This is a genomic window from Salirhabdus euzebyi, from assembly GCF_014207435.1.
Taxonomy (GTDB): Bacteria; Bacillota; Bacilli; order Bacillales; family Alkalibacillaceae; genus Salirhabdus; species Salirhabdus euzebyi.
Map to the genome: position 1 here is coordinate 486114 of NZ_JACHGH010000001.1, position 14086 is coordinate 500199.

Sequence of the window (14086 nt, forward strand, 5' to 3'; positions counted from 1 at the left end):
ACTCCTTAGTTATTTCGCGTCAAACCATGTAGGCCCATAAGAAAAATCAACTTTTAGGGGAACAGCTAGTTCTACAGCGTTCTCCATCACATCAAGAACAACATCCTTCAACTTATCGATTTCATTTTTTGGAGCCTCTAATATTAGTTCATCGTGTACTTGTAATAATAGTTCTGCTTCCATGCCCTCATCATCGAGCCTTTTAGCAAGATCTATCATGGCTTTTTTAATAATATCTGCCGCACTACCTTGAATCGGCGTGTTCATCGCAGTACGTTCGGCAAAACTTCGTAAATTAAAATTACGACTTGTGATGTCTGGTAAATATCTTCTTCTATTCATAAGGGTTGTAACGTAGCCCTTTTGCTTTGCTTCTTGTACGATATCTTCCATATAAGCCCTCACACCTGGGAAACTATCCAAATATCTTTCAATGAACATTTTTGCTTCTTTTCGTGTAATTCCCAAGCTTTGGCTTAATCCGTAGTCACTTATTCCATAAACAATTCCAAAATTGACTGCTTTTGCTTGTCGTCTCATATTAGAAGTAACTTCTTCAGCTTCCACTTTAAACACATCCATAGCAGTTTTCGTGTGAATGTCCATGTCTTCATTAAATGCTTCTATTAGCTTTTCATCACCAGCAATATGAGCCAATACGCGAAGTTCAATTTGAGAATAATCACCAGCAAAAATAACCCAATCCTCTTTTGAAGGAACAAAAGCTTGTCTTATTTTTCTACCTTCTTCGAGACGAATAGGAATATTTTGCAAATTAGGATCTGTTGAACTAAGTCTGCCTGTTTGTGTTAAGGCCTGATTAAACCGTGTGTGGATTCGATTATTTTTCTCATCTACTACCTTTAATAAACCTTCTATATAGGTAGATTGAAGCTTACCTAACTGACGATATAGTAATATTTTCGGCATTATTTCATGCTTGTCTTGCAGTTGTTCTAACACTTCAGCAGAGGTAGAATAACCCGTTTTTGTTTTCTTTATAACAGGGAGATTCATTTTCTCGAATAATATTTGTCCTAATTGTTTTGGTGAATTTAAATTAAATTCCTCACCTGCTAAAGCAAACACTTCATTTTCAAGGGTCTTGAGACGGTCTTTTAACTCTTCCCCCATATGAAGTAGTCGATCTTTATCCACTTTCACTCCATAGTATTCCATTTCCCCTAGAATTTCAGATAAAGGAAGTTCTAATTTTTCAAACAGTTCATATTGGTCATTTTCTTTTAATTGTTCCGTTACTTTATCCTTTAACTGGTATATAATATCAGCCTTACGAACAACATGATCTGCTAAAACATCTAACTCGGGTATTTTTTGTTTGGCGCCTTTTCCGTATATTTCCTCATCGTATGGCATCGATTTTTCGTTTAATCTTCTACTGATGGAAGGAATGTCCAAATTGTTTTCTGCAGGATTTAAAATATAAGTAGTTAAAAATAAATCAAATACGACGCCTTTTAAGTGCACACCTTGTCTCTTTAAGGCAACAATCGTTTTTTTAGCATCATATAAATATTTTTCCTGCTGCTCATCTTCAGCCCATTTTTTAAAAATTTCTGAACCCAATGCAATGTTTGTCTCAATGAAAAATTTACCTTTTTCATTAACAATTGCTATACCTAAAATATTCCCATAGAAATAATGGTCATCCAGCATTTCTAACATGATGGCATCTTTACCAGTAAATAAGTCAGCAGTAACATTGTCGACTATCGTTAACTTAATGTCCTCAAAGATTTCTTGTTGTTCTTCCGTACCAGATTCGCCCTCAATGCGATTGAGTAAGGAATGAAACCCTAACTCTTTAAACAACTCTAATACTTTACGACTTTCATAGCCTGTATATGTAATGTCTTTAAATGAAATGTCAACAGGTGTCGCTGTTTGAATGGTAACTAACTCTTTACTCATAAAAGCGTCTTCTTTATGTTGTTCTAGCTTTTCCTTTAATTTTTTCCCACTAACTTGCTCTAGGTTTTCATATATTCCTTCTAACGTCTCGTACTGTTGAAGAAGTTTCACTGCTGTTTTTTCTCCAACTCCAGGTACGCCAGGAATGTTATCGGAAGGATCACCCATTAACGCTTTCATATCTATAACTTGATCGGGACGAATACCTAGTTTTTCTTCAAGAAAAGAAGGGGTATACGTTTCTACATTTGATATGCCTTTTTTCGTTAATGCCACTTCTACATCCTTTTGTACTAATTGTAATAAATCGCGGTCACCGGAAATGACTTTCACCTTCATATCCTCACTTTTTGCATGTTTAGACAAAGTCCCGATTATATCATCCGCTTCATATTGATCCAATTCATAATGCTTAATTTGAAAGGCGCTTAGTAACTCCTTAACAAGTGGAAACTGCTCCGATAATTCAGAAGGTGTTTTTTGACGTCCACCTTTATATTCTGTGTACGTCTTATGACGGAATGTTGTTTTTCCTGCATCAAAAGCAACAAGCATATGTGAAGGCTTTTCCTCTTCTAAAATTTTTAATAACATCGTCGTAAAACCATATACTGCATTTGTATATACGCCTTTATCATTGTTTAACAATGGTAAGGCAAAGAAGGCTCTATATAAGATACTATTTCCATCTATCAAAACCACTTTATCTGTCATACTACATACACACTCCCTTTATTTCGTTAGGCTGCATTAATAGAATGTTGCTAAACGCTAGTAACTTAAGGCGCTTGAATCCTACCGCTATGGAAATACACTACGCTGTTCTTCGACATTCTCCTCTTTATTTTACCATTTTAATAACTAGAAGGAAAAATATCGCCTTTCCATTATTTCATAACTATTTTCTAAACAACAAAAAAAAGCAGAGACTTTGTATGCCTCTGCAACTTGTGAAGAAACCTTGGATGAAAGGGTTCTAATTTTATTATAACAATAGAAAACTAGATGTTCGTTAAGTGCATGTTAAGGATTGGTAAATTTTTTATGAAGGTCAATTGAAAAAGTTGTACCTTTATGGAGTTCACTCTCCACGTTTATTTTACCATGATGTGCTTCAACTATATGCTTGACAATCGCTAAGCCTAGACCTGTTCCACCAGACTCTCTACTTCTCGCTTTATCAACACGATAAAAGCGTTCAAAAATTCTTGGGATTTCTTCCTTAGGTATACCTATGCCTGTATCCTTCACAAAGAGCTTAATATCCTCTCCTAAATCATTTGCACCAACAAACACTTCACCACTATTTGGAGTATAATGAACCGCATTCGAAACTAAATTTAACAATAATTGCGTCAATCTAGACCCGTCACCTTCAAGGACAATTCGTTCATTAACATCTGCACGTATTGTAATATTTTTCTCCTCGGCAATGTGTGCTACAAGGGATAATACATCATCCACTAATTTTTTAATGGACACCTTTTCAAGATTCAATTGAAAATTATTATTTTCTAATTTAGATAACTCCAACAAATCATGTATTAAATATTGCATCCTGACACTTTCTTTGTGAATAATATGTAAGAATTTATCTAAAACCACAGCATCCTCTTTCGCTCCATCTAGTAACGTCTCAGCAAATCCTTTAATAGAAGTGATAGGTGTCTTTAGTTCATGCGAAACATTTGCAACGAAATCCTTTCTCATCTCTTCCAAATGCTTCATATCAGTGATGTCATGAAATACAAGTACAACACCCTTCCAGTCCTTATGATGATTAAATATTGGTGCTCCGGAAACAGCAAAAAATTTGCGTTCAATTCCGATAGATAGGATCAATGTTTTTTGTACATTGTCTTCCAACATGAATACATCTTTCACTACATCATGTATGTCTTCAAAAGGAATAGCTTCATAATATAAATAGCCAATATAATCAGATGTCAATCCTTCTTCAAAGTTATCTAAAAATGCTCTGTTCACTAGTTGGATATAGCCCTTTTCATTAATAAGCATTAAACCACTATCCATATTATCTACTACAGCCTGAAGCCGGTCATTTTGAACCTCCGATTGTAGACTCATTTCTTGTAGGTTCCGGGCTAATGTATTTATGGAGTAAGTTAATTGGGCAGCTTCACCGAAATAGGTTTCATAAGTTCTTGCGTTATAATTTCCTTCTGCTAGTTTTTCAGCAACGTTTGATGCTGATCGAATAGGTTTGACGTATTTCTCAAAAATATTAAAACCTGCTATAAATATACCAACAATAACTAAACATAGAGCTAAACCGTATATAAACCACAAGTTTTTCATCATTACACTTATTGAGTGAGAAGGAAGTGTTAATATAAGGATACTGCTTTCATTATCCCTTTTGATTTCAATAGCATAGTAATACAAGGCATCACTTTTGTTAAGTTCATGAATAACAAGGTCTTCGTGGATATCTTGAGGTATATGATCATCTGAAATGCGTAACACATGACTGATTGTGTTCAGTACAACACCCTTCTCTTTTTCCCCATAAATAAATCCTAAAGACAGCCTATTACTCATATCCTCTATTTGCTGATAGTATTCATTCCCTGTTAGCTTACTAGCTTCCAAAACTGCTTCAATATAATTTCCCTCCGCCTTAAGTCTATCCTCAATCGTATTTACCATATAGCTTTTGGTAACTTGGGTAGTTAAAAAAGCTAGAACGATCACAAAAATAGTAATAAGGGTAGAATATATTAAAATTGTACGCAAAGAAGACTTGCCCATTTACTTTGGATCCTCCAATTTGTATCCTAAACCACGAATTGTTTTTATATAAATTGGCTTCTTTGTATCCGGTTCTATTTTTTCACGCAAATGACTAACATGAACATCAACAATTCTTGTATCCCCAACAAAATCATAGTTCCAAACAGCACTTAACAGTTGATCTCTTGATAGTACTTTACCTTTATGAGTGGCTAAGTATACGAGTAACTCAAACTCTTTTGGAGTAAACTCTAGTGCCTTGTCCTTCATATATGCCTCATACCGATCTTGATATATAACTAAATCACGTATTTGTAATTTATCTTCCTTAGTATCTGTATTTTTGGTAGATCTTCTTAATATAGCTTTAATTCGAGCAACAACTTCTCTAGGACTAAATGGTTTCGTTAAATAATCATCTGCACCAATTTCCAGTCCGAAAACTCGATCAAATTCATCATCTTTTGCTGTTAACATTAAAATAGGTGTTTCGATGTTTCTTTGACGTAGTTTTTTGCATACTTCTAGTCCGTCCATTTTCGGTAACATAACATCGAGTACGATAAGTTCATATTGCTTACTCTCTGCAATCGCTAATGCAGATTCACCATCGAATGCTGTATCAGTACTAAAGCCAGCTTGTTCAATATTGTATTGTAATAACGTTACAATCGATTCTTCATCGTCTACGATTAATATTCTTTGACCCACTTCGACCACCCCACCCATTTACTTTCTAATCTCATCTTACAATGAACAGTATGGAATAAAAAGAAGTAATACAAAAAATTTACAAGGCCTTTACAAAACAGGCGTGTTTTAAACATAGCTTAAGTAAAAAGGAAAATCCTTTGTTTAAATAAACAAAGGATTTTTTATCGCTTTAATAAAAGTTTTCTAACGACTTCGCATTCATTGATTCCATTTCATGTGGAGGACAAACCTCCAGCTTTCCATCAATGACAATGTCATTTTCTTCATCGTAACCCTTCACTTCTATCGTAATACAATGTCCCTTTTCATCAATTGCTATGACTTCCATTTTTAATGTGATTTCAGCATAATGATATAACGGCTTTGGAAATGCCATTTCTTGCTTCACAACATGGCTACCTGGACCAGGTAAATGCATAGAAACCATAGAAGAAACAATCCCATACAACATAACAGAAGGAGCCAAAGGACGTTTAAATGGTGTCTGAGATGCATAATCATGTTGGATATACAATGGATTTGAATCTGCTGTTAACCCCAAATATAGCAACAGATCTTTATCTTCAATTTTTGTTTTTGCTTCATGAGTATCCCCAATTTTTATTTCAGAAATCTTTCTCCCAAGCTTTCTCTTTTTACCTATCATACAAAACACCCCTTATGTTATGAAAGCGTTTTCTTTCTATTTGGAAAAAAATCCGGGAGAAAACTCCCGAATCTTTTTCTATCTGTTAGCTCCAACACCAAGACCCTTAGTAACTCAAGGTGCATCACTTTTTTATTATGGTAATACCTTCATTACATTTTGAACAGACTCAACTGATTTATCTAATGCCGCTTTTTCCTCTGCTTCTAGTTCTAGTTCCACTATCTTTTCGATACCATTACCGCCTAAGATAGTAGGTACTCCAAGATAAATATTTTCATAACCATATTCACCTTCAAGGTAAGCAATAGCTGGAAGAACACGACGTTGATCCTTTAAGATTGCTTCCGTCATTTCCGTAAGTGCTGCTGCAGGTGCATAGTAGGCACTACCATTACCAAGTAGATTGACTATTTCTCCGCCACCTTTACGCGTGCGTTCCACAATGGCATCTATTCGATCTTGTGGAATCAGCGCTTGTAATGGAATACCACCTGCATAAGAATAGCGAATTAATGGGACCATGTCATCACCATGACCACCTAACACAAAGCCAGTAATATCTTTTACAGATAAGTTTAGCTCCTGCGCTACGAAGGTACGGAAGCGAGCAGTATCAAGTACACCGGATTGACCAATAACTCGGTTCTTAGGAAATCCAGATTCTTTAAATACAGTGTAAGTCATTGCATCAACTGGGTTAGTTAAAACGACAATAAAAGTTTCTGGAGAATACTTAACAATTTGTTGTGTGACGCTTTTCATTATTTTGGCGTTTGTTGCTACTAAATCATCTCTGCTCATGCCAGGCTTACGTGCAATACCTGCTGTAATGATGACAATATCAGAGTCTTTCGTATCTTCATAGTTTGATGTTCCAATAATGTTAGCATCAAATCCTTGAACTGGACTAGCCTCTAGCATATCTAAAGCTTTACCTTTTGTTGGGTTTTCCATGTTAGGAATATCAACTAAAACTACATCTGCAAGTTCTTTTTGAGCTACCATTAAAGCAGTAGTAGCACCTGTAAAACCTGCCCCAATAACAGATACTTTTTTTCTTTTAATAGCCATGAAAAGTCCTCCTTTTATGTCTAAGCTCTAACTAATTAACCCATGTTTTTAATTAAAGCATCACCGAACTCAGAACATTTTACTTCTGTAGCTCCATCCATTAGACGAGCAAAGTCATACGTTACTACTTTACTTGCAATCGTTTTTTCCACTGCTTTAATTACTAATTCTGCTGCTTCTCTCCAACCAAGGTGTTCAAGCATAAGTACCCCAGAAAGGATAACAGAGGAAGGGTTTACTTTATCAAGACCAGCATATTTAGGTGCCGTTCCATGAGTAGCTTCAAAAATAGCATGGCCAGACTCAAAGTTAATGTTAGCTCCAGGAGCAATACCAATACCACCTACTTGAGCAGCAAGTGCATCGGAAATATAGTCACCATTTAAGTTCATTGTTGCTACAACATCAAATTCTTTTGGTCTAGTTAAAATCTGTTGTAGGAAAATATCAGCGATAGCGTCTTTTACAATAATTTTCCCAGCTTTTTCAGCTTGATCTTGTGCCTCATTAGCTGCGTCTCTTCCTTTTTCTTCTACGATTTTATCGTATTGAGCCCAAGTAAATACTTTTTCACCAAACTCTTCTTCAGCTAACTCATAGCCCCAGTTCTTAAAGGAACCTTCTGTATACTTCATAATGTTTCCTTTGTGAACTAACGTTACACTTTTACGGCCTTCTCTAAGTGCATATTCAATAGCAGCACGAACAAGACGCTTTGTACCCTCAGCTGAAACAGGTTTAATACCAATACCAGAAGTTTCAGGGAAGCGAATTTTATGTACTCCCATTTCATTTTGTAGGAATTCAATTACTTTTTTCACTTCAGCAGAACCTTGTTGCCATTCAATTCCTGCATAAATATCTTCTGTGTTTTCACGGAAAATAACCATGTCCGTATCTTCAGGACGTTTTACCGGAGAAGGTACACCTTCAAAATAACGTACTGGACGTAGGCAAGTGAATAAGTCTAATTCTTGTCTTAATGCAACATTTAGAGAACGAATTCCCCCACCAATTGGTGTTGTAAGAGGTCCTTTAATTGCAATTTTATAATCACGAATAACATCTAATGTTTCTGCTGGAAGCCATTCACCAGTTTTGTTATAAGCTTTTTCCCCAGCCAATACTTCTTTCCACTCAATTTTCTTCTCGCCGTTGTAAGCTTTATCTACTGCCGCTTCGATTACTCGTGAAGCTGCTGCCCAAATATCAGGACCAATTCCATCTCCTTCAATAAATGGAATTACAGGGTTATTTGGAACATTCATCTGACCGTTTTCAACAGTAATTTTTTGTGCTTCTGACATAAGAAAACCTCCCTAATTCATATATCTTATTATATAAAAACATGAAGAGAGCCGGTATAACCGGCCTCTATTAAACAATGACTGTATAGAAACAAATACGCCACTTACACGTTACTTATGAGCGTAAATTAACGATTTTCAATAGAAACATAGCTTTGTGTATTCGGTCCAACATATTCAGCACGCGGACGAATTAAACGATTATTCTCATATTGTTCTAAAATATGAGCTAACCAACCAGATACACGACTTACTGCAAAAATTGGTGTAAATAAATCGTGGTCAATTCCTAAGCTATGATAAACAGAAGCAGAATAGAAATCTACATTTGCAGGTAGACCTTTTTCCTTCTTCATGTATTCTTCAATTTGAACAGACATATCATACCATTTTGATTGTCCTGTTAAGTCTGTTAAATGCTCAGACATTTTTTTCAAATGCTTTGCACGAGGATCGCCGTGTCGATAAACACGATGCCCCATTCCCATAATCTTTTCTTTATTAGCTAACTTTTCTTTTAAGTAATCAAGTGCCTTATCAGGATCACCAATTTCCGTAAGCATTTTCATAACGCGTTCGTTAGCTCCACCATGAAGTGGTCCTTTTAAAGCTCCGATCGCAGCTGTAATCCCTGAATATATATCTGATAAAGTCGCTACACAAACACGTGCAGTGAATGTTGAAGCATTTAGTTCGTGGTCAGCATGAAGTACTAAAGCTTTATTTATAGCTTCTTCTTCAATAGACTCGGGAGCTTTATCATTTAGCATAAATAAGAAGTTAGCCGCAAAGCTTAAATCGCCACGAGGTGCTACTGGCTCTAAACCTTGACGAATACGTGCAAAAGCAGCAACAATTGCTGGCATTTTTGCTTGTAATCGAACTGCTTTACGTTGATTAGCTGCTTCTTCCATATCGTCCGCTTCCTCATCATATAGACCAAGCATGGATACAGCTGTACGAAGAGCTGCCATTGGATGAACTGTTTTCAAGTCATACGATTTAAGGTGATCAATAACTTCTTTCGGTAACTCCATGTTATCTGCTAGTTCTTTCTTTAGAGCGTTTAACTCATCTTCCTTAGGTAGTCTTTTGTTCCATAGTAAAAAAATAACTTCCTCGAAGCTTGAGTTTTCAGCAAGGTCATCAATCGTATAACCTACGTATGTAAGTTGATCATCAATTATAGAACTGATTGATGATTCTGTAGCAACTATTCCTTCAAGTCCCTTTGTTCCTGCCATGAATCTCTCTCCTTCTCTATAAAATTTCCCCATTTTTGTGATTTACTTAAAAGAAAACGCTTTTATGAAATAAACTGTTTTCTAAAATAATGTTCCACAAAGACAATTATAAACAAAATTCAATTGAATGTGAAATCTTTTATATATTCAACTAATTTAAATTTGCTTATATTCCTTCTCATTACTTATATAAAGGTCTCCATAATTGTATCAAGCTATTCACTCAAGCAAATAGATGCAAAACAAAATCTACCATCTTCATTAGAATAACAGCTATCCCTGCACCAATGAGAGGCCCAACAGCTATTCCGTTAAAAATAACAATTCCTAAAATAGTACCAATAATCAACGCAGCAGTGAGGTGTGGGTCATTTGCTAAAAGATCTAGTCCTCCCCGCGCAACATAAGCCACGAACATCCCAGCTGCCAGACAAATCCAAGCATAGTAAGACTTAACGCTATCGAGTAAGTCTTTGAAGCCAATATCTCCAGAAGCAATAGGAGCAAATACGGCTATCGTAATAATAATTATTCCCCAAGTTAATCCTTTTGCCTCAAAATAGGGTAGTATTTTATCTTCTACATTAAACAGTTTAACACCGAGCAGGATATAAACAGCTACCATAATTGCTTGATTTTTAGCAATATATCCTAATGCTAATAATATAAATAAAAATAGCGTTGGCTGCGAAAACATGTCACACAGTCCCTTCCAAATTCATTCATGATTAGGTGAATCGTATCATAACATATTAGAAAACTTGCGGATTGGCAAGCCTTAGTAAAGAAATATCTAACACATTTATGGATAAAATTATACTAATAACTAGTAAAGGAGGTAAACACTTGCAAACAGTCCATTTTTATCGATTAATAAGATTTATCGTCGTTATTGCTGTTATATTTAGTGTCGGCTTTCTAGCTATATACTTATCAAGATATACATACCCATTTATTTTTGCTTTTTTACTAGCTTTTCTCATGAATCCTTTAGTGAATTTTTTGCAGCATAATGCTAAAATGCCTCGGCCCCTTGCTGTTTTTATAACAATCTTATTAATACTTGCCTTTATTATAGGCATTATTACGATACTAGTAGTGGAAATTATTAATGGCACCACTCACTTAGCCAAGGAAGTCCCAAAATATTTTGAAGAACTAGTGAATTATTTCCAAGAAATTATTGCTGCACAGGTCATTCCTATTTATGAACGTCTGAGCTCCATCATTAGTAGTTTAGATCCCTCTCAACAGACACAGGTTATGGAACAAATCAGGAATATTGGTGCTAGTATCACCGCAACAGGACAAGAGGTATTAAAGAACATTTTAACGTGGATTCCTGAACAAATAGCTGGCATTCCCAATTTTGCTACTGTCATTATTTTTTCCTTATTAGGCACTTTTTTTATTAGTAAAGATTGGTACAAACTAGTAGATGCATATAAAAAAATAACTCCAAATAAAGTGGCAAGCTCCAGTAGTACTGTTATTAAAGGTTTACAATCTGCCCTGCTAGGATTTGTAAAAGCACAGCTAACGTTAATCTCCATCACAGCTGTTATCGTATTAATTGGCTTGCTCATTTTACGCGTGGATTACGCTATTACCTTAGCACTCATAATCGGTGCAGTCGATCTACTCCCTTATTTAGGTACCGGTTTAGTGTTCGTTCCCTGGATATTATACATGTTTTTTACTGGTAATTATTTTTTGACCATTGGTTTATCTATTTTGTATATAATCGTTATCGTCCAAAGACAATTAATGGAGCCCAAAGTACTGTCAACTAATATTGGTCTAGATCCACTAGCCACATTAATTGCTTTGTTTGCTGGCTATAAGTTGTTTGGCTTTCTCGGATTAATTATTGGTCCTGTTATCTTAGTTGTGTTAAACACGCTATATCGTACAGGGGTGATAAAGGAAATTTGGGACTATATTAAGGGAAAAAGTGACTAGTTATTTGAATGATAACCACTCTTATCATCAAAAAAGGATGAAGCCCTATAGGCTTCATCCTTTTTGTTATTTCCACCCTTTAAAAATGGTGATAGAACCTTTACGAATCATCGTACGTACAACATCTTTCATCCAACGCTTAATTGGATATCTTGTAAAAGGAAATAATAAAATAAATCCAATTGTATCGGTTATAAATCCTGGAGTAAATAATAAAATAGCCCCTACAAAAATGGAAAGTCCATCAAAAATTTCTTCTCTCGGAAAATTCCCGTAATTCATTTGCTCTCTTGCTCTGTTCAAAGCTTCAACGCCTTGTTTCTTGGCTAGATAGGCCCCTAATAATCCCGTGAAAATAATACCGAATATAACGAACCACACACTAAACAAGTTCCCAAGCCAAACAAAAACACCAATCTCTAAAGCAGAGAGTACAACAATCAACACAAAAAGAACTCGAAACATTTTCATGGCTCCTTTTGGAAAACTTAGCTTTTCCTTTAGGTTTTTACTGTCACTTTATTCTTACCTAGTCTTTCGTAAAAAAATAAGCCTTGTCCATTTATATTACTTATATTACCTAATCATGTTCCTTATGTCAGCCAAAACCGCTCCCGTTAATACTAATAGATTTGCATGTACAAAAAGGAGAAGGTATAACCTTCTCCTTTTTTACTATAGGATCTTAAAGAACACTTGCATGACCTTTATAAATGTCACCACGGCCAGCGTCTATCGTAATTTCGCTTCCATCTTCTATTACAGATAGAGCATTTTGGATTCCAACAATAACTGGAATACCTAGGCTCAATCCAACAACCGCTGCATGAGAAGTCAATCCGCCCTCTTCTGTTACAATTCCACCGGCTTTCTCGATTGCAGCAATCATATCTTTGTCTGTTGCTTGTGTAATTAGAATATCTCCTTGGGATACTTTTTCTAATGCTTCACTTGCGTTATGTGCTAGAACAGCTTTACCGAATGCGCTCTTTTGTCCAATACCTTGTCCTTTTGCCAGCACATCTCCTACCACATGTACCTTCATTAAGTTCGTTGTTCCACTTTCGCCTACCGGTACACCTGCTGTAATAATTACTTTATCGCCACGTTTGAATAGATCTGTAGAAAGACCTCTGTCTATAGCTAAATCTAACATTTCATCTGTCGTATTAACCGTAGTTCCCTTAACTGCATAAACCCCACAAACTAAAGATAACTGACGGAAAACTCTGTCACGAGCTGTAACTGCAATAATTGGTGCTTTCGGGCGATATTTTGAAATCATTCTTGCAGTATGTCCACTTTCTGTTGGTGTTAAGATAGCACTAACCTTCAAGTTTTCTGCAGCATAAGAAACTGATTGACTTATAATATTTGTGATCGTTACATCTACATCTTTTGCTCTTTTATCAAAAATTGCTTTATGATCTAATGCACTTTCCGCATGAACAGCAATATTATACATTGTTTGCACCGCTTCCACAGGATATAATCCTGCAGCTGTTTCACCTGAAAGCATAATGGCATCGGTTCCGTCAAAGATAGCATTAGCAACATCACTCGCTTCTGCTCTTGTTGGACGAGGGTTGCGTTGCATAGAATCTAACATTTGCGTAGCAGTTATAACGGGCTTCCCAGCTGTATTACACTTGTTGATCAACCTTTTTTGTACAAGTGGTACCTCTTCAGGAGGAATTTCTACCCCTAGGTCACCTCGCGCTACCATTAAACCATCACTAACTTCTAAAATATCATCTATGTTTTCTACACCTTCACGATTTTCAATTTTAGGAATGATGTGAATATCTTCTGCTTTGTGTTTTTCTAATAATTCTCGGATTTCTAATACATCAGAAGGTCTGCGGACGAAAGAAGCAGCAATGAAATCCACACCTTGTTCAATACCAAATAAAATATCGTTTGCGTCTTTTTCTGTAATCCCAGGTAAATTAACACTTACATTTGGAACATTTACCCCTTTTTTATTTTTAAGGACACCAGAATTTAGTATTTTCGTTCTTATTTCACCTTGAACTTTGTTTACCTCAAGAACTTCTAATTCAATTAGACCATCATCTAATAAAATTTTTGATCCTTCGTGCACATCTTCTACTAACCCTGGATATGTAACAGAAAAACGCTCGTTATCACCTTCTACTTCTTGCATAGAAATATTAATCTCTTGATTTCTCTCTAACGAAACCTCACCGTTTTTCATGTTACCTGTACGAATTTCTGGTCCTTTTGTGTCTAACAATATGGCAATAGTCTTATTAGAAACTTTTGCAGCCTCTCGAATATTCACAATACGCTGCTTATGTTCTTCATGATCTCCGTGGGAAAAATTTAAACGAGCTACATTCATCCCAGCTTCCATAAGCTTTACAAGTGTTTCTACTGACTCTGATGCAGGTCCAATGGTACATACGATTTTTGTTTTTTTCACAATGATC

General features: G+C 35.8%; 11 protein-coding genes. 1 reads left to right on the forward strand and 10 read right to left on the reverse strand.

What is annotated here, in order from left to right; genetic code table 11:
- Window positions 1–9: 9 nt before the first annotated feature.
- The 8 genes from polA to HNQ94_RS02575 all read right to left on the reverse strand — a co-directional run bounded on the left by polA (window position 10) and on the right by HNQ94_RS02575 (window position 10368).
- Window positions 10–2646, reverse strand: coding sequence for a DNA polymerase I (gene polA, locus HNQ94_RS02540; RefSeq protein WP_174494373.1), 2637 nt, complete (start codon window positions 2644–2646; stop codon window positions 10–12).
- Between the two features lie 309 nt (window positions 2647–2955).
- Window positions 2956–4704 carry a two-component system histidine kinase PnpS gene (gene pnpS / locus HNQ94_RS02545; RefSeq protein ID WP_174494372.1) on the reverse strand — a complete coding sequence of 583 codons (1749 nt, stop codon included), beginning with the start codon at window positions 4702–4704 and terminating at the stop codon, window positions 2956–2958.
- Window positions 4705–5397: a response regulator transcription factor gene (locus HNQ94_RS02550; RefSeq protein ID WP_174494371.1), complete on the reverse strand. Its 693-nt coding sequence runs from the start codon at window positions 5395–5397 to the stop codon at window positions 4705–4707.
- Between the two features lie 172 nt (window positions 5398–5569).
- Window positions 5570–6046, reverse strand: a complete 477-nt coding sequence (locus HNQ94_RS02555; RefSeq protein WP_174494370.1) for a MaoC family dehydratase — start codon at window positions 6044–6046, stop codon at window positions 5570–5572.
- A 135-nt stretch (window positions 6047–6181) separates the two neighbouring features.
- Window positions 6182–7120, reverse strand: coding sequence for a malate dehydrogenase (mdh, locus tag HNQ94_RS02560; protein ID WP_174494369.1), 939 nt, complete (start codon window positions 7118–7120; stop codon window positions 6182–6184).
- Between the two features lie 35 nt (window positions 7121–7155).
- A complete protein-coding gene (gene icd, locus HNQ94_RS02565; RefSeq protein WP_174494368.1) occupies window positions 7156–8427 on the reverse strand; it encodes an NADP-dependent isocitrate dehydrogenase in 1272 nt (423 codons plus the stop codon).
- Window positions 8428–8555: 128 nt separating this feature from the next.
- The gene (citZ, locus tag HNQ94_RS02570; RefSeq protein ID WP_174494367.1) at window positions 8556–9671 is read right to left on the reverse strand and encodes a citrate synthase; all 1116 of its coding nucleotides are present in this window, start codon (window positions 9669–9671) and stop codon (window positions 8556–8558) included.
- Window positions 9672–9894: 223 nt separating this feature from the next.
- Entirely contained in the window at window positions 9895–10368 is a 474-nt protein-coding gene (locus HNQ94_RS02575; RefSeq protein WP_174494366.1) for a DUF441 domain-containing protein, read from the reverse strand.
- Window positions 10369–10517: 149 nt separating this feature from the next.
- On the opposite strand from HNQ94_RS02575, the gene ytvI reads away from it, so the two are divergent.
- Window positions 10518–11633: a sporulation integral membrane protein YtvI gene (gene ytvI / locus HNQ94_RS02580; protein ID WP_174494365.1), complete on the forward strand. Its 1116-nt coding sequence runs from the start codon at window positions 10518–10520 to the stop codon at window positions 11631–11633.
- 66 nt (window positions 11634–11699) lie between these two features.
- On the opposite strand, the gene HNQ94_RS02585 is transcribed toward ytvI, so the two are convergent.
- The gene (locus HNQ94_RS02585; protein ID WP_174494364.1) at window positions 11700–12098 is read right to left on the reverse strand and encodes an FxsA family protein; all 399 of its coding nucleotides are present in this window, start codon (window positions 12096–12098) and stop codon (window positions 11700–11702) included.
- Between the two features lie 220 nt (window positions 12099–12318).
- The gene (gene pyk / locus HNQ94_RS02590; RefSeq protein WP_174494363.1) at window positions 12319–14079 is read right to left on the reverse strand and encodes a pyruvate kinase; all 1761 of its coding nucleotides are present in this window, start codon (window positions 14077–14079) and stop codon (window positions 12319–12321) included.
- Window positions 14080–14086: the final 7 nt, after the last annotated feature.